General features: G+C 45.4%; 14 protein-coding genes. 1 reads left to right on the plus strand and 13 read right to left on the minus strand.

Annotated elements, in window-relative coordinates; translation table 11 throughout:
* Positions 1–109: 109 nt before the first annotated feature.
* The 13 genes from BUB19_RS06405 to BUB19_RS06465 all read right to left on the minus strand — a co-directional run bounded on the left by BUB19_RS06405 (position 110) and on the right by BUB19_RS06465 (position 22,385).
* A complete protein-coding gene (locus BUB19_RS06405; protein ID WP_073093694.1) occupies positions 110–1,567 on the minus strand; it encodes an alkaline phosphatase D family protein in 1,458 nt (485 codons plus the stop codon).
* Positions 1,568–1,723: 156 nt separating this feature from the next.
* On the minus strand, positions 1,724–3,052 hold the full coding sequence (locus BUB19_RS06410) for a sulfatase family protein (protein WP_073093695.1): 1,329 nt from the start codon (positions 3,050–3,052) through the stop codon (positions 1,724–1,726).
* Between the two features lie 43 nt (positions 3,053–3,095).
* The gene (locus BUB19_RS06415; protein WP_073093696.1) at positions 3,096–4,574 is read right to left on the minus strand and encodes a RagB/SusD family nutrient uptake outer membrane protein; all 1,479 of its coding nucleotides are present in this window, start codon (positions 4,572–4,574) and stop codon (positions 3,096–3,098) included.
* 34 nt (positions 4,575–4,608) lie between these two features.
* Complete coding sequence (locus BUB19_RS06420; RefSeq protein ID WP_073093697.1) at positions 4,609–8,058, minus strand: SusC/RagA family TonB-linked outer membrane protein; 3,450 nt, start codon at positions 8,056–8,058, stop codon at positions 4,609–4,611.
* Between the two features lie 126 nt (positions 8,059–8,184).
* Positions 8,185–9,153 (minus strand): FecR family protein, encoded by a 969-nt coding sequence (locus BUB19_RS06425; protein ID WP_073093698.1) that lies wholly within the window; start codon positions 9,151–9,153, stop codon positions 8,185–8,187.
* Positions 9,154–9,311: 158 nt separating this feature from the next.
* Entirely contained in the window at positions 9,312–9,830 is a 519-nt protein-coding gene (locus tag BUB19_RS06430; protein WP_245802789.1) for an RNA polymerase sigma-70 factor, read from the minus strand.
* Between the two features lie 487 nt (positions 9,831–10,317).
* On the minus strand, positions 10,318–12,009 hold the full coding sequence (locus BUB19_RS06435; protein ID WP_073093700.1) for a RagB/SusD family nutrient uptake outer membrane protein: 1,692 nt from the start codon (positions 12,007–12,009) through the stop codon (positions 10,318–10,320).
* A gap of 22 nt (positions 12,010–12,031) precedes the next feature.
* The gene (locus BUB19_RS06440) at positions 12,032–15,319 is read right to left on the minus strand and encodes a SusC/RagA family TonB-linked outer membrane protein (RefSeq protein WP_084097031.1); all 3,288 of its coding nucleotides are present in this window, start codon (positions 15,317–15,319) and stop codon (positions 12,032–12,034) included.
* 738 nt (positions 15,320–16,057) lie between these two features.
* Positions 16,058–17,311 (minus strand): porin, encoded by a 1,254-nt coding sequence (locus BUB19_RS06445; protein ID WP_218588546.1) that lies wholly within the window; start codon positions 17,309–17,311, stop codon positions 16,058–16,060.
* A 233-nt stretch (positions 17,312–17,544) separates the two neighbouring features.
* Positions 17,545–18,342, minus strand: coding sequence for a glycerophosphodiester phosphodiesterase (locus tag BUB19_RS06450; protein WP_073093701.1), 798 nt, complete (start codon positions 18,340–18,342; stop codon positions 17,545–17,547).
* A gap of 58 nt (positions 18,343–18,400) precedes the next feature.
* On the minus strand, positions 18,401–19,561 hold the full coding sequence (gene uxuA, locus BUB19_RS06455; RefSeq protein ID WP_073093702.1) for a mannonate dehydratase: 1,161 nt from the start codon (positions 19,559–19,561) through the stop codon (positions 18,401–18,403).
* A gap of 37 nt (positions 19,562–19,598) precedes the next feature.
* The gene (locus BUB19_RS06460) at positions 19,599–21,020 is read right to left on the minus strand and encodes a Gfo/Idh/MocA family protein (RefSeq protein ID WP_073093703.1); all 1,422 of its coding nucleotides are present in this window, start codon (positions 21,018–21,020) and stop codon (positions 19,599–19,601) included.
* 174 nt (positions 21,021–21,194) lie between these two features.
* Complete coding sequence (locus tag BUB19_RS06465; protein ID WP_245802790.1) at positions 21,195–22,385, minus strand: DUF6807 domain-containing protein; 1,191 nt, start codon at positions 22,383–22,385, stop codon at positions 21,195–21,197.
* Positions 22,386–22,803: 418 nt separating this feature from the next.
* On the opposite strand from BUB19_RS06465, the gene BUB19_RS06470 reads away from it, so the two are divergent.
* The gene (locus tag BUB19_RS06470; protein ID WP_073093705.1) at positions 22,804–23,832 is read left to right on the plus strand and encodes a LacI family DNA-binding transcriptional regulator; all 1,029 of its coding nucleotides are present in this window, start codon (positions 22,804–22,806) and stop codon (positions 23,830–23,832) included.
* Positions 23,833–23,847 lie beyond the last annotated feature (15 nt).

The raw sequence follows: 23,847 nt of genomic DNA on the forward strand, positions 1-23,847 counted from the left end.
TGGCCATCCGCCTGGCTTGAGATTTCTGCCCTGATCCAAAAAATTTCTGATGCCGGTTTTTCTAATTTCTTTTAACCTGGATCCTAATCGAGTTCAAATGTTTTAATCTCTATGCTTCAAATTCTTCCCGATGCATTTCATCACCATTTACATCACAATGTCTGAATTCAATTTTTGGAATATCATTGTGACGAAAAACTTTAATGCTTAAAAATCCTCCCTTTACCCTCAAAAATCGGTGTTCCGGCCGATTGTCATCCTGGTCCCATCCCCCGGACTGTGCATCAGAAACAGGCCCTGCTCCAAATTCCCTCAGTCCCGTCTCCTCATCTATCGAAAAATATTGCCAATGTCTGTCCCCATTCACCACAAAAACACCATTCATGTCTGCCAAAAACTGCCGCAACCAATTTCCTTCTTCCCTGAACAACTGATTGGCATGGTTGTCCATTTTTTTCTCCCTGTCTGGCCCTACCACTGGCGTAGGAGAAAAAAGTATCTTAAAGGTAGCATCAGAGGCTTTCATGGTATTGGTAAACCACTGTTTCTGTTCGTCTCCCCAAATCGTTCTGGCATTTTGGATTTGAACCTCTCTTGGGGTACGAAATTCTCTCCCCTCGACCAACCAAATCTGCAAATCCTTACCCCACCTGAAAGTTCGGTAGGGTTTATCTTTCAATGGTACATTCTCCCGCCATACCTGAAGCCCCTGCTCCAAAGTAAACTCCCCCAAAGGATTGGAATCCGGAAACACATCATCTTTTAACAAGTCATGATCGTCCTTTAGCATATAAATGGGTACATGCTGATAAAATTCCTTTAAAGAAGGCCAGCCATCCATGGCATGCCATTTATGACGGGCTTTCTCCAGATTATCCACCATAGGACCTATACGGTCATAGTACACATAATCTCCGGTATGAATAAAAAAATCAGGATCTATTTGACGCATGGCATCGTAGGTTTTAAAGCCCCGGTCTTTGTCATCATGATTCCAGAAGTATTGACAAGTGGAGGTGGTGAGCAAAAGGTCTGTGGGTCTTGCTGCGGTACCTGCTGTCCTGAAGGAGCCGGATTGCCGGGCCGTAACGCTACCATTTTCCGCTTTACCTTCCAGGCGTACCCTATATTCGGTATCGGGTTCCAAATCTATAAAGGGAAAACTGACCGTAAAATCCCTCTCGCTACTTGCCTGTTGCCATTCCGACACCTGTTTGCGTCTCTGGTTTTCCACAATTGCCCGTACCCATCCGGGTGAACCGCTCACACCACCATCCATTTCCCTGACTGGCATTTGTTCATTAAAATCAATGGGGTACTCGTTATTCTGTGTTTCGTGTTTGGCTTTTGGATGGATAAGTGGATTGGGTTTTTCATTGGCGCACAAACGGGTCCAGATGATCACTTCAGAAGCTGACACTTCCATCATTTTGAAGCCATTGGTGAAATAAACCGGGTCATTAGTCAAATTGAATGGGTCTCTGGCCCGAATCTTATTTACGGGCGTGATCAAACCGCCTGTCAGCCAGCCGATCTTTGTCAAAAAGGAGCGTCTGTTTTCCGCCATATTTTCCAGGTATTTGAGTTGTCTATCTGCAGTATCTACTCAAAAATCCCTAAAAATACCTATTTGAGTCAGACAACATTTGGCAATGGACACTTTAAAGGGCTTAAAAACCAAAAGAGCAGAGAAAAACCCCTGCTCCTTGCTTTAAGTTCATGGCTATTGCTGGTCGCTACCCGTATCGCCATCCCACCACTCGTCCAGATCGGCCAGTAACTTTTTGACAATTCCAGGCTTTTCCTCTGCCAGGTTTTCCGATTCCATGGGATCCTTCACGATATCATACAAAAGCACGTCCTGGTTGGATGGATTGGCCGGACCCGGATCTATCAGCTTCCACTGATCACTTATCAGCATACGGCTTTCCAGTGTCTTTTCGGGTTGGTCTACAGCTACCATGTCATGAGAGAAATCCATACTGTAAATCTGCTTTCTCTTCGTGAGTGCTTTCTTATCCATTACATTAATCCCCTGCATCTCAGGCCGCGGGTCCATCCCTACTGCAGCCAGGGTAGTAACGGCCATATCGACACTGCTCGCCAGGTTTTTGGTATCCATACGCGGGCTGATTTTCGCCGGCCATTTGTAAATGATCGGGGTCCGGATGCCCATGTCCTGGGGATCTTGCTTTGATCCGGGTGCATAACGATTGGGACGATCCGGATCCTGTATCCAGCCATTGTCTGTTACAAACACCACCAGTGTGTTTTCCGTCAGGCCCACTTCTTCTACTTTGTCCAATAGCTGACCTACGGTAATGTCCAGCCATTCACACATGGCCCAGTACGAGGCTACAGCTTCGGCAGGTGCTTTGGGTAGGTATTTCTGCAATAGAGAATCGGGTGGCGTGTGTGGGGAATGCGGCAAAAATGGGGCGTACCAAATAAAAAAGGGATCATCATCAGAAATGGCCTGGTCCATAAAATCAAAGATGGGATCCATGCCTTCCCTGCCGATTTTCAGACCCTCATCTCCGTGCCTGCCTCCCCTGCCGGGATCTCCGTGGGTCATGCCATCTGTAAATCCTCCTTCACTCCAGTGGCCTCCCCACCATTTTCCGGATTGAAAGGATACGTAGCCCAATTTCTGAAGGAGCTGCGGGACGGTGGGATGCTTTTGAAACTCATCCAGATAGTCTTTGTAAAGCCTCGATCTGGCCGTTTGCCAATCGGTTTGGTATCTTGGCTTTTCGGAAGTAAACAGGGGATCGTTTCCGGTGATCCCATGTTGATAGGGATATAAGCCGGTGATTATTGAAGCCAGGGAAGGACTACAGAGAGGGGCAGTAACATAGCCTCTGGTAAAAGTTAATCCATCTGCAGCCAATTGATCAATATTCGGGGTCTCAATGTGCGGATGTCCCATAAAGCCATAATCGGTCCAGGACTGATCGTCCGAAAGGATATAGATGATATTGGGTTTCTCGGTCTGGCTGAATGCATTCCCGGAAAGCAGAAATACAAACGCCAATGATATTAGATAACGCATATATATTATTTAATAATTATTTGATCAAACTTAGCTCGCTTGCTCAATATCCCGGATTCTGTTCAAGCCGATTAATCAGAATTTGCTCAGCCGGAATAGGGGCCAGTAACTTATTTGGCGTAATATTGAACGAAGCGTCGAAAAGAAAGGGCTTCATTTCTTTTTCTCTGGCACCGTGCTCAGCCATTACTTCAAGGGCTCGCCCTGTTCTTTTTAAATCATACCACCTTTGGTTTTCGAAGCAAAACTCTACCTGGCGTTCCTTAAGGATCAATGCCTCGAGGGAAGTTTGGTTATACCCGGTAAGCGGATCCGTTAAGCCAGCTCTCTCTCTTACCCTTTCAACAAAAGGAATTGCTTCTCCCGTTCTACCCATGGCATTCAGTGCTTCAGCATACATCAGCAACACATCAGAATATCGCAAAACAGGTAAATTGTCCCCGCAGCGGTCATCTGGCGCAGAAACCGGAGGCTTAAACTTTCCGGTATAGGATAACTCCCGAATTTCCCCATCCCAGTCCTCTCCTACCCAGGTATTTATAGAGACCGCTTTTCTTTTATCGCCTTCCTCAAAAGCATCGATCAAATCCTTTGTGGGTATATTCCAGCCCGCACTAATAATATTAATATTGGGCCGCTGGGTAATCTCACCTTCGGAACTCCAGGGAACAAACATAAAAATAAATCGATTTGAAAGCTCCCTGTTGTTTTCTGAATATTGAACTGAAAATATCGTTTCTGTAAAATCAGGATTTGAGGGGTCAAATAAATCCGCATAATCAGGAAGCAGGGAATATTGATTTGATTCAATTACTTCCTTCAAATTGTTTTCTACCTCCACGAAATTGCCCAGAGTCAAATTGACCTTACCCAATAGTGATAAAGCAGCATACTTATTGGCTCTTCCGTCTTCATGCACATTCTCCGATAGTGAAAAGTGGCTAACGGCCTGATTCAGGTCGTTGATAATTGACTGGTAAACTTCTGCTTCACTTGATCTTTTTATTTCTACCGCTTCCTGAGAGGTTATTGGGCTGGTAACCAGGGGTACGCCACCAAATTGCCTGACCAGGTTAAAATAATACAGTGCTCTTAAAAATAATGCTTCGCCGGTTGACCTGTCTTTGTAGGCTTCATTGGTCCAGATAACGTCTGGCCGATCTATTTCCGAAAGCAATTTATTGCACCTGGTAATGCCATTATAAGATTCTGCCCAGAAACTACTGTATCCTCGATTATCTGAGGTGATGATAAACTGATCTATAACTCCCCTTACAGCCTCACCTGTCCTGATGTTGTATTGAAAACTGGTATTGTCAGATACCAATTCCGCCAGGACCCAATGGAGGTCCTTTTCATAGTTTCTCATGGGTACATAGCAACCGTTGGCCAACAAGATGTATTCCTCCTGACTTTGATAAAAATTACCTTCGTTCAATGTTGTCTCTGGAAACAGCTCCAGGAAATCTTCGGAACAGGAGCTCCCTGCAAGTAATACAATTATATATATTAACTTTTTCATTTTAATAGATTTGTGTGAATATCATAAATGGGGCCTAGAAGGATAAATTTATGCCCAATGAAGTTGTTCTTGAGAGCGGGTAGGACGTCATGTCAAAACCAGGTACAAGTGTATTGTTTTGGTTCGCAGCCTGACCCTCCGGATTTGCACCTTTGTAGTTGGTAAACATGGCCAGATTCTGGACCGTCATATAAATTCTGGAGCCCTTCAGGATTCTAAGCCTTTCCATCAATTTCCCGGAAAACGTATATCCCAGCGTCAGATTAGAAATTCTCAAATAGGAGGCATCCTCCACCCATAGAGTGGACACCCGATGTCCCCAACTGGGCCTTACCTGAGGAATACCGGAATGAATGCCGTCTCCCGGATCTTCCCTACTTCGCCATCTGTTTTCCCAATCCCTATCCACATTGAAAAAACCTTGTAAATTATCCGTGGTTTGCCTTAGTCCATTCATTACCTGACCACCCTGCTGACCATTGATGATTATGCCTAAATCAATTCCTTTATAGGCAAAATTATTCGTTAGACCGAAAATGAAATCAGGGTGGGGATTACCAATTATGGTATAATCCAAAACATCATTAATTAAACTATCGCCATTGACATCTCTATATTTGACATTTCCTTCATACACTTGTGGTGTCTTAATAATGGCCGGATTTTCAAGGTCTTCCGGTGTATAAACACCTTCCAAAACGAATCCGTAAAACTGCCCTATGGGCTTACCAACAACTGAAATGTGGGTAGGATTACCATCGTTATTCCCTGCCAGTATTCGAACCGTGTTGTCATTAAGTGCTATTACCTCATTCCTGTTGAAGGCAATATTGGCGTTTATATTCCATGTAAATTCCCCCTCATAGGGTGTGCCTCCCAGGGCAATTTCCAAGCCGGTATTTCTCACATTCCCCTGGTTGATTGTCTGGGAATTGAACCCGGTGATCGCCGGAATGACGTCATTCAGGAGCATATTATTGCTTTCCCTTCTGTAGAGATCCACCAACAATGAAAGTCTGCTGTCCAGGAAGAGGAAATCGAGCCCTAAATCAAATTGATTTGACTCCTCCCATGTTAAAAAGGGGTTAGACAAACCTACACTGGAAGCAGTTACCTGATTGTCATCAAAAACATAAGAACCAGCAGAGATCGTAGCAAGGTGAGCGTAATTCCCGATATTATTATTACCGCTCTTACCGTAACTCGCTCTGAGTTTCAATTCATCGATCCAGTTGATATCCGAAAAGAAACTCTCCCTGGAAATCCGCCAGGCCGCAGCCAGAGAGGGAAACAGCGCATATCTGTTTTCCCGGCCAAACCGGGAAGAGCCGTCGGACCTGAATGTGGTAGTAAGCAGGTATTTATCTTTCCAAGCGTAATTTATCCTCCCCAGGTAGGAAATCATGCTCCATTCATTGACTACCTCTCCCCAGGACTCAATGGCCTGAGCTGCATTTATCGTTCGTATCAGATCATTTGGAAATGGATCCGCGGCCAGGGAGATGCTATTGGAAGTGAATTTCTGGGTTGTATAACCCAGCAATGCATTGATCCTGTGATCTCCTTTGGTTAAATCGTAGTTTACTGTGTTCTCTATCAGCCAATCAAAACTGTTGCTCCTGCTATTGGAGGAAAAACCTGTTCCCGGAGTTGGAGGACGGTTTGAGTCCCCGACCGTACTGGGAATAAATTGCTCAAATTTTGAAACTTCAAAAATCGTATTCAAAGAGCTGCGGAATCTCAGATTCGGTAAAATTTCAACTTCAGCGTAGGCGATTCCAAGGTTTTGAAAAGTGTTCTGTTGTCTGTGAGACTCCTGAAGAACAAACAGGGGGTTGGCAAAACTCCAGGCAGAATGAAACCTACTTTGTGGTGCTACAATATAGGGTTTTAGATTACCATTTTCATCATATGGGGTAGAAATAGGGTTTGCCCAGATGCTTACTCCCAGTACATCCCCTCTGTTCAGATTGGTATTAGCCCTATCCTGCTTGATAAATGTAGGTTGAATGGAGGCCCCTAACTTAATTTTGTCAGAAACGTTGGTCTCAATGCCCAGATTACTGCTAAACCGTTCGATTCCCGTGTGCTTCAATACACCTTCCTGCTTAAAATACCCGAGGCTAAAATTTATCCTGGAATCCTTTGTGCCTTTTTGCAGGCTAAAATTGTGGTCTTGAATAGAGGCCGACTGAAGGACCAGGTCATACCAGTCGGTACCCGGACCGCTGAGTGCATCCAGATTCCGATATTCCTCAGGATAATCATTCAGATTAGGTTCTCTATTCTCGGTTTGCCTTACTCCAATATCTATCCTGTCTCGCTGAAATTGTGCAAATTCCCTTTGATTCAACAAATTCGGCCTTCCTTTTTGAGGCACCTGTTGCACACCAACCATAGAAGAAAAATTTACGTTGGTCTGTTCGTACTCGCCCTTTTTTGTTGTAATCATTATCACTCCATTTGCACCTCTGGATCCATAGATCGCAGTGGAAGAGGCGTCTTTCAGAATTGTAATCGATTCGATATTGTTGGGGTCAATGAACATCAGGGGATTGAGTGTTTGATTCATGCCTGAAGAATAAGGCATGCCATCAATGACATAAAGCGGTTCATTTCCAGCTCCCAGAGAACCACTCCCCCTGATTTTCACAGAAGTACCTGCACCGGGAGCACCTGATACCTGCTGGATCTGGACGCCCGCTACCTGGCCCACCATCTTCTGATCCAGGGTAGAAACCGGTAAATTTTTTATTGCTTCCTGATTTACTGAGGAAACGGCTCCGGTAACATCCTCTTTCTTTTGTGTGCCGTAACCAACCACCAGAACCTCCTCAAGCGAAGATTGATCTTCGGTCAGAACAATCTGCAGATTTGTCTGATTGCCAATACTGACAGACTGGGTCTGATAACCGATAAACGAAATCCTAATGACATCTCCCTCATCTGCGTCTATCGAAAAATTCCCATCAATGTCAGTGACTGTTCCTGTACTCGTTCCGTCTATAATCACCGTGGCACCGGGAATGGGCGCTCCACGTTCGTCGGTTACTGTTCCTGATATTTCAACATCCGCCCAAAGCTCGGCTTCCTCTCCAGATTCGTCTATACCATGTTCCCGGTAAAGTACCTCACTCTTTACCACATAAATTTGTTCATTGACACGCTTGAAATCATAATCAACCTGCTCGGTAATCTTCTTGAGCATGGATTTGAGATCCGTGGATAAATTCAGCGAGATCCGGGTTTTGTCTTTAGCTACTTCCTGGTTGTACGCAAAGATAAAATCAGTCTGCTGTTCCAATTCCGCCAATACCGTTACCAGCTTCTGGTTATGGGCCTGTATCTGTACCTGATAATCCTCCATGCTCTGGCCGGATCCTGGCTCTGCCATAATTACCTGAATGACAAGTAATTGAAACAAAAAGTACTTTAGGGTTTGTTTTGAATAAAGCACAATTAGCCTTAGTAAATTATTTTTCATAATTTTAATTGTTTTTTGTTAAACATGGTGGTTTTCCACCGATCCTGATCCGGGACTGTTGCAGCAGTTCCGGATTTTTTTGAACATACATTTTGAAATTAAGCTGTTTACATAGGTTGTATAGTTTTACATCTTACATTTATTATAGGTTATCCTCAGCGTTCGTTCCCCGGTATTCTCGACTTCGAATTCGACCAGGTTTTTCAGACCATACAAGACCGCAAATAAATTTCCATTGGCATAAGTGGCTTTTATCTGGCACTGGTCCATACCCACTCCGTTGATTTCAATCGTATAGTTGTAGATGGAGGCCAATCGCTGTATCACTTGATCGAAGGGGTCCATATCAAAGCTAATGGCACCCGCTTTCCAATCCAGAAAAGCATCTGTTGCCAGGTTCTCCACAAGAATCTCTTCCCGATTGGCTCTGGCGATGGCCATTTGCCGGGGGAGCAGCTCCACAGGAGCAGTTCCTGGCTTTGCTTCCTGATGAAAAACAGCTACCTTTCCGCTTTGTACCGCCACCCTTACCGCCGAATCCGGATGAGCCCGGACATTGAATGCGGTACCCAATACTACTGTTTTAATTCCCTGACTAATTACTTCAAAGGGTGCATCCTTATCCGCTACCACTTCAAAAAAAGCCTCACCGGTGAGTGCAACTTCCCTTTTTCCATTGGCGAATGTTTTGGGGAATCTCAAGCTGGTATTGGTATTTAAATATGCCAGACTGCCATCTGGAAGTATGATGGAGGCTTTTTGCCGCTCATTGGTAGTTCTTTCTTCCCAGATGACCTGCCTTTCTGGCAGATAGATTGAGTATAACAAAAAGCCAAAGGATATACTCAAAATGAGCGATGCGGCGACCCGAAGAGAAGGATATAAGCTTTCTTTGGTTTTCTTTACGTCAATTTTCTGCCCAATGCGGCTTCTAATGCGCTTCCGGACTTCCTCTTCCTCCCTCCCAGCCAATTCCCAGGACAATTGCCTTTCCTGAAGTTTGTCCAGTACCTGCAGTAACAAGGCATTTTCGTATTCAGAAATACTGCCGGATTCCTTTTTTCGCAGAAGCTTGAGAAATTCTTCTTTAGTCATGTTAAGTTTATCTTTAGGAGAGTACCAATTTGTATCTTTTCCACTTAGTCAGGTAACCAAAAAAAATTCTAAATTCTAAAAAATAATTATCTAATTGATCTGCGGAAAATAAAAAAACAACCTAATTAATTCTATTTTGTATTAAAAAAAAATAAAACCTAAATCCATGCATCAATAATACCTATAAAACAGAAATAAATTTGGGCAAGGTTTTTTTTAATAGTTTTTAATGCTCTGTACAAATGAGCTTCTACGGTCCTAACGGAAATATTCATTTGACGGGCAATTTCCGGATTGGATAACTCTGAATCACGGCTTAACTGAAAAACTTCTTTGCATTTTTCAGGCAGGCCATATACACTTTCTTTTAAAATTTTATCCAGGTCTTCAAGTTCCAGCATATGATCGGCCATTAACTTCTCCGGCAAATGTGCGAAAACAACCTCTAGGTCTGTTGTTTTTTTCAGATCCCGAATTGTTTTTAGAACCTGAAACTTAACCGCCCGGAACAGATAGGACTCCAGGTTTTCGATCCTATTATGGCTTGCCCTTTCCCACAAGTCTACAAAAACTTCCTGAACCAAATCCTCGCAAACCAGCTGATCTTCAAAAATTTTAAACGCATAACAATAAAGCCGTTTCCAATACCTTTCATAAATGGTATCGAAAGCTTTCAAGTCCCTTCGGAACAAGGCAGCACAAAGTTCATTATCGTTTATTTTGGGCTTGATCATTTACAAGTTAAGTGTCCTAATTTAGGCGTTTTTCCGGTTTGAAAAAAACCGAATCAAAATCTTCCATAAACATAACCTTTAGGTTTTGAAACTATAGCCTAGTCTCTGCTCATTAGGTTTAGCTTTATAAAAGAAGGATTCTACTTCTTGCCCGGATAATGAGGCGTGAAGCTTATAGCTATATTAATGGACTTTCTTTCAATAGGGCCTATGTTTTAACAGTCCTTTTTTAGTGAAGATTTCCACGGGTATCATCGCCCAAGCCCCATCTGAAGCTTCGGGATGATATTTTCAATCATAAACCAAGTCGAATTCAGGTGTTTAATAAAGATGTTGGCCAGCACGAGAAGATCAAGTGCAAACAACAAGGCAGACGGATTACCATCTGCCTTCTCGTTTCTAGCCTGTCCCAGGTAAAGCTGTCCACTTGTCAGTAGCCCGGGTTCTGCACCAGGTACCCTTCAGCCGCAGAAGCACCGTCTATTGCGGACTGCGGGATAGGAAATACCCGCTTCTGAACGTCGCTGTCGGTTTTCTCGGTCCAGGTGCCTTCGTACTTACCGAATCGGATCATATCCGTTCGCCGCTGATGCTCCCAATAAAATTCAAAGCCGCGCTCCCTGAAGAGAATATCCAGGTCCATTGATGTGAGGGGAGGCGGGATAACTGCTGGCCTCGCAGTTCGCGAAGCCCGCACCAGATTGACGTCCGACAGGGCTCCACCAGTGTCGCCCATGCGCAGTTTGGCTTCAGCACGCATCATATAACAATCGGCTAAACGTAAAATCACCAGGTCGGCTTCCCCTTTATTTCGGCCGTCATCTGAAGATTTGCTCCACTGGTATTTTTCAACCCTGAAACCTGTATTGTAGTCACTGCCCTCTGCAGTAAAGTTGATGTCCTCGACAAAATCCACGTAGGCATTCTCTTCGGCGCGCCGCCAGTCGCGCAGGGGTCCTATCTTGTACCTGCCATCAGCTGTCTGAATAAAGGGCAACCTTCTTCCCGTATTTTGCAAGCCATATTGCAGGCCACGATAAATTCCCCGGTTTACTTCAAAATCCTCCGCAGAAATGGCAGAATCCGCCGGGATAATCATTCTTTCCCAATAGAACCTGGCATCAGCATCGGCAGGATCTGTAGGGCCGTAAGCGTCTACCCAGGACTGATACCAATCCGAAGTGATGCCCGGTCCATCTGTACCATTACCTCTTGGGAATAGCGGATTACCGTAAAAATTGTCCGACATGGAGAAATAGGACATACGGTTGTGCCCATTCAGGTCGGGCCGTTGATCAACCGCAAATACCAGCTCCGGGTTATCATGATTGTCATTGTTAAAATTGGCAAAGTACTCTGCCGACAAGCTGTATTGACCATCGTTGATGACCATATTGCTGTATTCAATAACCTTATTCATATCGGCATCGGAAAAGTCGAAGCTGGCAGCGTATGGATCTCTCCACACGGCAGCATTAAGGTGCAGACGAGCCAATAAACCATATACACCACCCCTGGTCAGTCGTCCCGGCCCAACATCAGTTTTCAGATCAGGTATCACTGCTTCAAATTCTGTACGGATGTACTCGACCGCCTCGTTGCCACGGAGAATTTCAGACAGCTCCCCAGCATCATCTTTCCAGAACGTGATTCCCCAAAGATCCAAAACGATCATGTTGTAAAAAGCCCTGAGGCCTCTTACTTCGGCCAGGAAAACCCGGGCTTCCGAATCCGACTCCGCCAGTGGTGTTAATATATTAATTGCTGTGACGGTCCTTGAGACCATCACAGTGAGGTAATCCCAGCATTGCTGGATATTGCTATGCACAGGACCCCAGGTGTGCTGATGCAATTCAATGTAGATGCCATTATCACCCCAGTCCCTGCCTCCGCGATAGGGCAATATAGCCTCATCTGTTGGTATTTCCTGTACGGCAAAATACCTTGTATGTCTGTAAAACTCAGGCAACATGCCGTAGGCGGGTGCTACAACACCACGCACCAGGTCACTTTCCTGCCCCCCGCCGCTTAGAGATTCATCTAAAATCTGTTCCTGCAGATCTGTACAACTGCCAGCCAATACCGCAATTGTCAAGACAATTAGTTTTATAGTATTTTCCATGGTACTATTCACTTTTGGTTTATTAAAAAGATGCGTTGAGCGACATTACAAATGTCCTGGCCCTTGGGTAACCGTTCAGGTCGATCCCTGCCGACTGAATCCCATCCACGGAGCGATCCTGATTTACCTCAGGATCATACCCGGTATAGTCTGTGATCAGGAAAAGGTTTTGTCCTGTCAACGACAAGCGCAATTCCTTCGCCCAACTTGCAATGCCCAGGTTAGTAGTATTGAAGTTGTATCCCAAAGTCGCATTATTCAGGCGAAAGAAGGAACCATTCTCCAGGTACCGGGTAGAAACGGAGGAAGAATTGATGATACTCTCCTCGGGATACTCCAATGCTTTGTCGGTCGTATTGAGCGCGTTGGCCAATTTTGCTTTGTAGAATTTGTTCATCGCAGTATTGTTGTAGATCATATTGCCGGAAACACCATTAAAATTCGTACCGATGTCAAAATTCCGGTAATTGAGATTCAGAAAGAAATTATAGGTCATATCCGGCAGTGCGCTACCCACTACCATACGCCCTCCATCTTCCGAATCTTCAAATACCGACAAGCCATCTGGTCCGATACCAATGAACCTTTGCATATAAAATGTTCCGATAGGATGACCATTTATCAACCCATTGATCGTTGCTCCGGTGAGTCCCGAACCTTCTGCACTTCCCGTCGTGACAATAGTAAAAGGGGAGTTCTGCACTTCATTGTTGATAAAGGTCGCATTACCGCCGATACTGTAATAAAGTCCCCCCTCTGTATTGTGCTGGTAATTGAGTGCCAGTTCCAATCCTTTGTTGGTGATTTTCATGTCCTCAACATTTGTCCAGTAATCCGTGGCAGGCTGAATTGGGTCCGGAGGCTTTACTTCAAGTAAAATATTGTTGGAGACCTTATTGAAATAATCTATCGTTCCCGAAAGCGCGCCCTCAAATAGCTCGAAATCTATACCCACGTTCGTCTGAGTAGACACCTCCCACTGCAAGTTTGGGTTTGCCAATCGAACGAAGGCTGTTCCGGCCGTGTACGGCGGCTCCTGCCCTCCCAATGGGTAACTATCCTGATTGGATATGCGTGTGGTATATGATGCCTGCGTGATTTTATTCGGTATTTCCTGATTGCCTGTCTGTCCCCAACCTGCCCGAAGTTTTAAATCGCTAAATGGTGAAGACTGCATAATTACCTCTTCAGACAATCGCCAACCGGCCGCGAAGGAGGGAAAAGTACCGTATTTATTGTTAGCTCCGAATTTGGAGGATCCATCTGCCCGTAAGGTCGCAGTCAACAAATATTTTTCACGAAAATCGTAATTGACCCTTCCAAAAAAAGATTGTAATTCATTGATATTGGCCGAACCACCCGGTGGATTGTCCACCAGGTTCAGCCGCTGTCCTAGACCGGGATTATAGCGTGGTTCTATCCCATTGTCGGTGAAAAGATCAACACTCCAGCTTCTTCCTCTGTTGTAAATCCGCTGGTAGGAATGACCGCCTAGTACAGTAAAACCATGGTCGGTCCCTATCCCGAAATTATACGTCAGATAATTTTCGATCAAAGTGTTCTCACCGTCTGAGAAACTCTGCTCCAAACGCCCTTCTTCGAATGGATCTTTATTCGGCATGCTTTGATTATCAACAGCACTCGACCGGGTGTCATAGCCAAAATTTGCCTTATACACCAAACCATCAATAATTTCGAAAGAGGGTGATATGCTTAATAGCGTTCGTCTTGTCTCACTGAAACGCGTGTACAATTCTGCTGAATACAGTGGGTTAATCAAGTCCGGATATCTGACCGGCATGCCATCAGCATCGCGAGCCGGATATGTGGGGTTAAACTCGAGCATTTCAGAAACCAGCCTGCTTTGAGGAGCATTTTCGCCTTTTTCTATACTGGAGCCAAGATTAAAATCAATACTTAATTGACCGTCCCATAATTTTTGTGTAGCACCAATCCTTCCGCTATACCTTTTAAATCCGGTATTGAGGACTATGCCCTGCTGGTCGAGATATCCAAGTGATGCGCGGTAATTGAAATTCTGGCTGCCTCCCTGAAACACCATGTTGTGGTCGTTGGTTATTGCAGTTCGGGTTAGTTCATCCTGCCAATTTGTATCGCCCCCCCGATCCTCAAGTATGCCTCCAACGGCAACAACCTGCTGACGAAACTCATCCGCCGAAAAAACAGGTATTTCCCTTGCCATATTGGAAATACCAAAATTCGTGTTTACGGAAACCTTGGATACACCTGCCGATCCCTTTTTGGTTGTAATGATCACTACGCCATTGGCACCTCGCGCACCATAAATTGCAGTGGCAGAAGCATCCTTCAAGACGTCAATCGACTCGATATCTTCAGGGTTTAAAAAATTAAGAGGGCTGTCAGCTCCGCCTGTTCCTGCAAGGCCAAGTGGAAAACCGTCTACCACAAATAAGGGGCCGGTACCCTGCCGAATACTACCCTGTCCGCGAATAATAATCCGCTGCCCGCTTCCAGGGGCCCCGCTGGAAGAGGTTACATTGACGCCAGATACTTTACCCTGCAAAAGTTGTCCCGGGGAATTGATAATCCCTCTATTAAAATCTTCACTTTTTACTGAGGCAACTGACCCGGTGATATCCTTTTTCTCCTGGGTTCCGTACCCGACCACCACCACTTCCTCGAGCGCAGTGAGGTCGGGTGATAGAATAACATTCATAACACTTTCATCACCAATTTCAATGCGCCTGGATTCGTAGCCAATGTACGAAAATACTATGGTAGCCCCCTCAGGAACTTCCAATGTATAATTACCATCCAAATCGGTAACGGTTCCGACCGATGTACCCAAAATGGTGATCGTCGCGCCGGGGATAGGATCTCCGTTCTCGTCCCTCACCGTCCCGGATATTTCTACATTCAGCGATTCTGGGGTATCCAGACCTGCCGGGAGAGTCTCAGCGGAAATCATCCCAACCCCGCTTTTCACTTCAAAACGCTGATCATTTTCTTGCTTAAAACCGGAATCCTCCAGCCTGCTGTTTCGCTTCAGATCTGTGTTTAATTCCGGCTTCACCGCTAGCATGACGGGGAGGTAGTCACTGGTTATTTCCTGGTTATAGGCCAGGGTAATATCCGTCTGCCGCTCCGGTTCTGCCAGACCCCTTACCCATTCCGGCTCCTTCATCTCCACAATTGCCTGGTCGTCTTCCATGCACTTGCTGGATCCAGGATTTGCTACAATCACTTGAATGAAAAGCATTTGTAGAAAAATGTGCTTAAGGATTTGTTTGGAGTAAAGCACAATCAGCCTCAGTAAATTGTTTTCCATAATTTTAAATGTTTAATCGTTATACAAGGTGGTTTTTCCACCTATTCTGGCCATGGACTGTTGCGCCAGTTTCTGATCTTTCTGAATCAGGTTACTATTAGAGCTTATCACATAGGCGTTCCATTTTTACCGTTATACCTCTGAAAATTATTTTCTATAGACTAATAGGGGTCAATTTGCTATTTCAATCCACCGTATTTCCGCCGATCTGAAATTCAAAGCAGTCTTCCTCCTTCTATTTTGACAAGCCAACCATTGCTTCGTGTTTCGTGTAGCTTTTTAAATTCTATTTTTTTCTATCAAGTAGTTAGCTTCCTAAAGATAGGTTTCTGAATCCGGTACGCAAGTAAACTAAAAATCTAACCAATTTAAGAGGAAGCTATCACGTGGTTAACCTGACTAAAATAGGGTTTTTGAGATTATAAACAAAATAATAGTAAAACCTCATCGCAAATAAGTAAAACCGGCTTTAAATTCGTCCAGCCAGAATTTCTTTCAACAGGTTTTAAGTAGTTGACCTTTCCCTGATTTCACCGGAGTATTCACGGAGTCAGTGGTTTCCTTCTTCGACAAATCAGCATATCTCCCTGACCGGTAATACTCCTTTACGTTTTTCGGCGTGCAGGTAAGAAAGCCTTTTTGACTTCATAGTATTCCAAAACATATTCTGCCCCAATCCAGAATTAACGGTCTTCCACTAAGGGGATTCTTTAGAAAAAAATAGCACCGACCGGCAAATTAAATGCCCAATTCCACCTGAAAGCGCCAGATAAAATTATTCCGTGGTGTATTCGATACCTCTGAGTATGCGGCTAATACCTCATAGGTAAGATCGCTTTGCAGTTTGAAACGGTGGCCCCGGAGATACCTGGTCAGCCCCAATGTGAAGTGCTGCAACTCTGGCTCGTATTGTCTGATTTGCCCTCCTGGGTTCAGCCGCGTGTACCGCCCTGCAAACTCCAGGTCATTGGGCATAAGATAACTGGCCTGAAAATTCTGGCCCAGACCATTGTAAACATACCTTACATCATTCTCTTCATTAAAGGTCAGCGGATTTTCAGAGGTACGGTATAAGAATTCACTCGCAAAGGCAAAGCCCCGGTATTTGAATAGCCAATCGCTCATGTAGGTCGCCATATCGGTCGGCTGATAGAGCAGTGTACCGATTTGCCCGCCGGTTCGCAAAGTATTAAAGTTCTTGTTTAGCGTCATTCCAATAGACATTTTGGGCGTTTTCTCTCGCATCAGGTCTCCCTCAAAGTAATCCCCAAAAGCTTCAAAGAGGCCAAAGGGTAACAGCTCTATCCTACCGGTATAGGATAACTCAGAAACTCCCCCGAAAAAATTTCTACCCTTACCCGTACTGACTGCTCCCAGTAAAACATAGTGAAACCTGTTGCTCAACCGGCGGGTATATTTGCCCTGCAAACCGAAATCCCTGTCTACATTAAGCGTGGCGTTGACGACACTTCTGTCTACAAACTGCAGGTCACCCGAGCTGTTTACCCGTTGCCGGTTTCCGGGGAGTTTGGTCTGACCAAGACCCAGGGTAAGGTTGTCGTTTACTTTATAGAATATCATGGCATCCCTGAGAATGTTGGGAAATTGTGTGCGCTCCCAATCCATGTCTTCCGGGGTAAAGGATAGCTGAATGACATAGGTTACCCTTGGGTGGTAAACAAAACCATCAAAACGAAGCCTGAGCCTCCGCACCTTCCCTTCAATATTTGTTGGGTCCCCTTCATCAAAATTAAAAACCGCCCTGTTCTGAATCCTAAACCTAATGTTAAGAGAAAAAACACTGTCTGGTGAAATCAGTCCGAGTCCTTTCCCAAATGTGAAATAGGGCACCTGAGTAAACTGTGTGGGTGCATCTATCATCGCCTGAATACTGTCCGTAGAAAGGGTATCCTGGGCTCTCAGTGGCTGCAAGATCCCTGTAAAAATAAAACAAGCTACAAGCAAGTGTAAGGAAAAAAGGGTTCGGATCATGGTTGAGGAAAATGTTTGACCGCTAAAATAAGCATTAAACCCATTATTGGAGATGTCAGTAGTAAATTTGGATTAAAACATCAGGTAATTTGTGGAAAAGTGCATTTACTATTTCATTCATGATTTACGGGGAAATCCCAATTGCCGGAATGGCATCATGAAGGTGTATCCTTTACTTTCTGACCTTTTTGAAAAAAGTTCCTATCTCTGAGACAAACTGAAATAACCTTCAATCAATAGATAGGTTTAATTCTTCTTATTCCAAACTTTTCAGCCTGCTCCATGGCTGCAGCAATGTCATTCACCAAAGGAAAATCTACCCCCAATTCAAAGAGTGTCCTGAAAGCTTCCGGTTCATCTGTACCGAAATAATTTACTTTGATTCCCTTACGATGTAAGTCGGCTGTGTAATCTTTGAACTCATTCCGGATAGCTCCCCTAAGCTGAATGAAATTTGCTTCCATACCTATCGTGGTCGTTACATAATCTTCACCTCCGCTTAACCTTTCCATATTACAAATTAATATTGACGCGGATGCCTTTCGGGCACCAAGGCGGGACTGTTCCTGCACGGCAAGAAATGCCTGATGCGTCCTGCCTTTTTCTTCGAGCAGCCGGGCAACGCTACTTCCCAGGGATTGCCCGCCTCTTAAGTGAATGTTTAGCCAGATATTCCTGGGCATAAGGTCCAGTACTTCCTCCAATACTGGTATCCGGGTGCCGCTAAATCTGCTATCTTTCCAACTCCCGGCATCCAGGCTTCTCAGTTCGGACAAGGTCAACTCAGCTACAGCTCCGCTTCCGTTCGTGGTCCGGTCTACAGTGGCGTCATGCATGAGCACCATTGCAGTATCCCTGCTAAACTGAACGTCCAGTTCGATCATCTGGGCTCCCACTCGTATGGCTTCCAGAATAGCAGGAATGGTATTTTCAGGATGGGTGGCCATGGCCCCTCTATGGGCACAAAATCCCTTTTCCGGCATTTCGGTGTTTTGTGCCAAAACGGGACCAACAGCCAATACCAATAGCATTGAGTAAACAAATAATTTGCGCACCATTTCAATTTATACCAGTCGCAATAAGATTTTGCTAAATATACCTTTCCAGGGCCATTTCCAATCCCCTCAATTCTGCCAGGCCTCTAAGACGCCCGATGGCAGAATATCCCGGAATAGTCTGTTTTTTCAGGTCGTCCAGCATTTGATGGCCATGATCCGGCCGAAAGGGAATCGACTTCTTCCTTGTCTTGTTGATACGGATGAGGATTTTCATCACCTGCACCATATCCACGTCTCCGTCTAAATGGTCAGATTCGTGGAAATTACCGTGAAGATCCTTCCTGACATTTCGCAGATGAACGAAATGAATGCGATCGGCTATCGCTGCAGTGATAGCAGGCAGGTCGTTGTCTTTTCGGCCGCCCAGGGATCCGGTACACAGGCAAACCCCATTGAATGGGTCTGGTATGGCATCGGTGATAAATTCCAGGTCCTCCAGGCCCGAAGCTATTCGTGGCAAACCCAATATTGCATAAGGAGGATCGTCCGGGTGCAGCGTCATCGTAATGCCTCGTCTCTCACAGGTACTTTGAATGCTGCGCAGGAAATACAGCAGATTGTCACGCAAACCCTTTTTGCCGATTGATTGGTAGCGGCGAATACTGGCAGAAAGACCTTCCAGCGTCATGCTTTTTTCCGTAGGCACCCCCATAAGCACTATTTCGGACAACTCCTGCTTTTTTTCTGCAGACATGCTGTCCCAGCTTTTCCGGGCATCTTCCAGGATATTGGTCGGGTATTCTTTCTCCGCTCCCTCTCTATTGAGAACAAAAAGGTCAAAAGCGGCCAGGTCTGCCCAGTCAAAAGCCAGGGCTTTGGCGCCTGATGGCAGTTGTTTTTCCAATTGCGTTCTGGTCCAGTCGAGTACTGGCATAAAATTATAACAGACCAGCCCGATACCTGCTTCTCCCAGATGCTCCAGTGTCTTGCGGTAGTTGTCAAGATATTGCTCACATTTGGTATCCCTGGTTTTTATAGATTCATGTACCGGCACAGATTCCACCACAGACCATTTAAGACCGGCATCTTCAATGATTTTCTTTCTTTCCAGAATTTCATGCAGGGGCCACACTTCCCCATGGGCTATATGGTGCAGGGCCGAAACTACATCAGAAGCGCCGGCCTGGCGAATGTCCTGCAGAGATACAGGATCATTCGGCCCAAACCAGCGCCAGCTTTGAATCAAAGACATATCTATATAGAATGCTTAAATTTTGAAGTTAGACGATTCAGAGAACATATTGTGTTCCGTAGGGATACCGGTTTGGCCGCGAAAGCATGGCATTCGCTTCATCGTCATTCTTGAATTTCTCCCGAATGGGATCCCAATACAATTTTCTGGGTAGCTTCATTGCGATGTGCGACAGCAAACAGGCACTGCAGGAACGGTGGGCCACCTCCACCGGGGCGATGGGTTGTTCCCTGGAGACAATACAATCCAGCCAGTTTTTATGCTGCTCTTCGCTTGCATACAGGTGAATTTCCTCCGGCCCGATTTCTGAGGTAAGAATTTTCTGATCGCTGGCTTTAAACGCCTCACTGGGCTTGCCTCCGGGCACAGGATCACTGTCGGTTACCCCTACGTTTCCACGGGCTACGAATATCCAGCCATCTGTACCTTCAAATCTTACGCCGTTGGGGTAGTCCCCGCTCACCTCCATGATCACGTCATTGTCGTATTTGGCTGTCACTTTGAAGTCTCCATGTACTGTCCAGAGTCCCTCAGTAGGAAAGGACGCCGTAGCCTCGAGCTCAATCGGACCTGAATACTCCTTTCCCATCCCCCAGTGGGCAATATCCAGGTGATGTGCTCCCCAACCAGTGATCATTCCGGCTCCAAATTGTTCGCATCGGAGCCATCCCGGACGGGAGCGTATATCGGATTGGGAGTGCACCCTGTCCAATGTATACGGCACCCACTGCGTAGACCCCAGCCACATGTCATAATTGAGGTTTTTGGGTACCGGCATTTCTGCGGCGTTGCCTCCGGCAGGATCTCCCGGCAATCCGACCAGAATACGTTCAATTTTGCCAATTCTTCCATTTCTGACCAGCTCACAGGCTCTCTTAAACTGCGGCCAGGGATTCATGGAGCGTTGCTGACTTCCTATTTGAAAAATAGCTCCGGTACGGTGAATGGTATCGCTCATCATCCGGCCTTCTTCTATGGTGAGCGATGTAGGCTTTTGCAGGTAAATGTCCTTTCCTGCAAGGGCGGCCTCCATCGCCGGCTGGGCATGCCAATGATCGGGAGTACTGATGATCACGGCATCTACATCTTTGTGGTTAATCATTTCCTTGTAATCTTCAAAGACCTTGACATCCACGTAGTTGCTACTTCCTGATTTGTCAGCATATTGCTTCTCTATCCAGGTTTTGCCCCGAGCGGCACGGTCCCGGTCCACATCTGCCACGGCTACCACCCTTGCAATATCGTTTTTCATGGTCTCAGGCAGATCATGCGTCATGGCGATCCTGCCGAAGCCTACCTGTCCGATGTTGATCTTATTGCTGGGCGCATTTTTTCCGAACACAGACGCCGGCACAATAGTCGGAAACCCGGTAACTGCCAGGGACGCGGCGAGGGCGCCCTTGGTACTGGATTTCATAAAATTTCTTCTGGAAAGATTGGATTGTTTTTCTTTTTTCATGGAAACACGTGGTTTGGTTATCCTGTTTATCGATTGTTGTTAAATATCTGATATCCTTTTGACAAGCCATTTGCCCGGAAAAATGGACTCAAAACAGGCAGGCGCCCGGGAAAATGTTTACCTGCTGTTAATCCGGGAAACCTACCGGAGCATCGCATTGCGGCAGCATATCGTTTATTCTTTTTGAATGGTAATTTTTGGACTATTTGCAAACTGTTGCCAGGCCGCCTCGGCATCTTCCGGACTTATCTTTTCGGAGGAAACCAGAAATCTATAGTTGAGCAGATAGGTTTTTCCCGGGGCCAGATCCCAATCCATATTTTTGGTTGGTGCAAAATTGGCATACATGTCTCCCCGGTCATAAATATCCTCGGGCCAAATCCTGAGTGGTTCAGGATGGTTGTAGTTGGCAGGAAAAGACATCATCACTACGGAAGCGTAGTCTTCGTCAATTTCGCCCTGAACGATACACCACCTTGCGAGGCTCCCGTCAGCGGCCTTTCTGTTCAGACCCTCTGAAGTAATCACTTCACTGTTGTCCCGGTTCCACTTCTCAGTAGCTCTCCATCCCAGACTTCCATAGCGATATTCCTTTAACGTTACGGGATGATCGCTCGCGGGATTCAAGAGGATACTGATATCGGCCAGATAATAGCTATCCGCTTCATCCAGGGCAAATATGCGCGTTCCCTGAATCTCCCTCATCGCAACCTCGGGTTCGGAACGGTTTTGGAGCACCAGGTGCTCGTGTAAAACCTTGTAGCCGGCAAATACCGGACCATGCGTTTTACTTACGAAATTCGCAAACCGTACGGTGCCCTGCTTCTCCTTTAAATTCCAGAAATCAATCGTTTCTCCCTTATACTCTGCTCTCGTCCAGGGATTCCAAAGCCCATAATGGTGGTAATGGTCCGGTGGCTGTATCCGCGTGAGTGATTTTCCCGAGGGAGACCACATCGGGTGCACAAAGCCACTGCGTGCATAAGCAGGATCTGCGCCTTCAGGAGGATGCACGGTAGCATGATTGTATTGCCACAAATCTTTTGCACCCTTCGCAATTATCAGCGCCTTGTCTGTCTGCCGCACAGTCAGACTGCCGGAAGCGCTGCCAGAAGGCTTTCTGTGTAGCTCAAACGTCCTGAGCATTCCAGCGCCCATGGCGGGTTTTACTACCCAGTGCAAGGTTCTTTCACCCATATGATCTATCTGAAACGGGATTTGCTCCGCACCTTTTTCCGTCACCTCCATCATGGTCAGTAATGAATCTGCTGTGTGGGTTACCGGATCCAAGGAAATGGAAACCGGATAGGCATACTTTGAGCTTACAGGCATTTCTACGGCTATCCTGGCTATTTTTTGCGCCATCGTGACTATTGGAAACGAAATAATTAGGAATAAAGCGAAAGACTGTTTAATTTTCGTCATGAATCAAATGAGGTATAATTTCCTTTCTAATAATCGTAAACATATCAATATATTTAATTTGTTACAACCGATTTCATATAATTTTATGCTCCCCAGGCTTCCCAAATCAGCTAACAAACAAGAAAATAAGAAAACAGATAACCAACCCCAACGCAATAAATGAAATGTTTCCCTTAATATCTGAAGGCAAAATCCTAAAAATACATATATTTTTAACTAAAATTCGGTCATTTATTCTTTGTTTAAATAAAATACTACATATTATTAATTTACCCAAAATTTTAAATACCTTGAAATCGGTTGCATACTTCTAAAATTATTTATAATATTATCTGCGTTTAGTAGTTCAAATTGATTGATGAAGAAAGAAATCACCATTTATGATATAGCGGCAGACGTAGGATTATCCCCTACTACGGTCAGCAGGGCTTTGAGCAATCACCCCCGGGTAAAAGACGTCACCAGAAACAAGATCCTTCATGCTGCCAAAACACTGGGATACCAATCCAATATCTTCGCCTCCAGTCTGAGGAAAAGAAAATCCAATAGCATCGGCGTCATTGTGCCCAAACTCAACAGTGCATTTCAGTCTGCGGTGTTGGCGGGAATGGAAAAGACAGCGACCCAGGCGGGTTATAACCTGATCATCAGCCAATCCATGGAATCGCTGGACAAAGAGATCTCCAATACATCTATCATGTTTAACAGCCGGGTTGACGGGCTGCTGGTGTCAAAGGCCGGCACCACCGATAACATCGAACATTTCCGGCCATTTTTTCAAAAAAACATCCCGGTATTGTTTTTCGACCGGGTACCGGAAAACAACCATTGTACCGGTGTAGTCATCAACAACACCCAGGCGATCTACGATGCTACAGCACACCTGATCAAACAGGGCTGCAAGCGGATTGTACATGTGTTGGGCAATTTACAGATCAATGTATATGCAGACAGGTTGAAGGGATACAAGTATGCACTTATGGATCATGGTTTTGTCTTTGACCCTGCCAATATCATCACCAATGAGCTGGACGAGGACTCAGGAGAGCGCATCGTTGAAAAAATCACGCAAATGAAGCCCATGCCGGATGGCTTACTGATCTCCAACGACACCAGTGCCGCCAGCTGCCTTATGGCTCTTAAAAAGAAAGGTATCAGCGTTCCGGAGGATATAGCTATTGTCGGGTTTAACAATGACCTGATTTCCAGAATGGTCGAACCTAATCTTTCCACCGTCCATTATCCCAGCTACCACATGGGGGAAGTAGCCATGAAAAACCTGATCAACCATCTTGACGACGAACACCAGGAGATTCTTCAGAAAACCAACACGATTACCTTGCGATCCGGACTCATCATCCGGGAATCATCGCTAAGGAAGCCTTGAAATAAAAAAGGCGCA

It is taken from the genome of Cyclobacterium lianum (assembly GCF_900143075.1).
Lineage (GTDB): Bacteria > Bacteroidota > Bacteroidia > Cytophagales > Cyclobacteriaceae > Cyclobacterium > Cyclobacterium lianum.

What these genes read in the sequence shown, in the direction of transcription:
- BUB19_RS06465 (WP_245802790.1), bottom strand. Translation starts at nt 22,385, where the DNA reads ATGGCGCAAAAAATAGCCAGGATAGCCGTAGAAATGCCTGTAAGCTCA.
- uxuA (WP_073093702.1), bottom strand. Translation starts at nt 19,561, where the DNA reads ATGTCTTTGATTCAAAGCTGGCGCTGGTTTGGGCCGAATGATCCTGTA.
- BUB19_RS06440 (WP_084097031.1), bottom strand. Translation starts at nt 15,319, where the DNA reads ATGGAAAACAATTTACTGAGGCTGATTGTGCTTTACTCCAAACAAATC.
- BUB19_RS06445 (WP_218588546.1), bottom strand. Translation starts at nt 17,311, where the DNA reads ATGATCCGAACCCTTTTTTCCTTACACTTGCTTGTAGCTTGTTTTATT.
- BUB19_RS06435 (WP_073093700.1), bottom strand. Translation starts at nt 12,009, where the DNA reads ATGGAAAATACTATAAAACTAATTGTCTTGACAATTGCGGTATTGGCT.
- BUB19_RS06460 (WP_073093703.1), bottom strand. Translation starts at nt 21,020, where the DNA reads ATGAAAAAAGAAAAACAATCCAATCTTTCCAGAAGAAATTTTATGAAA.
- BUB19_RS06405 (WP_073093694.1), bottom strand. Translation starts at nt 1,567, where the DNA reads ATGGCGGAAAACAGACGCTCCTTTTTGACAAAGATCGGCTGGCTGACA.
- BUB19_RS06415 (WP_073093696.1), bottom strand. Translation starts at nt 4,574, where the DNA reads ATGAAAAAGTTAATATATATAATTGTATTACTTGCAGGGAGCTCCTGT.
- BUB19_RS06425 (WP_073093698.1), bottom strand. Translation starts at nt 9,153, where the DNA reads ATGACTAAAGAAGAATTTCTCAAGCTTCTGCGAAAAAAGGAATCCGGC.
- BUB19_RS06420 (WP_073093697.1), bottom strand. Translation starts at nt 8,058, where the DNA reads ATGAAAAATAATTTACTAAGGCTAATTGTGCTTTATTCAAAACAAACC.
- BUB19_RS06410 (WP_073093695.1), bottom strand. Translation starts at nt 3,052, where the DNA reads ATGCGTTATCTAATATCATTGGCGTTTGTATTTCTGCTTTCCGGGAAT.
- BUB19_RS06470 (WP_073093705.1), top strand. Translation starts at nt 22,804, where the DNA reads ATGAAGAAAGAAATCACCATTTATGATATAGCGGCAGACGTAGGATTA.
- BUB19_RS06450 (WP_073093701.1), bottom strand. Translation starts at nt 18,342, where the DNA reads ATGCTATTGGTATTGGCTGTTGGTCCCGTTTTGGCACAAAACACCGAA.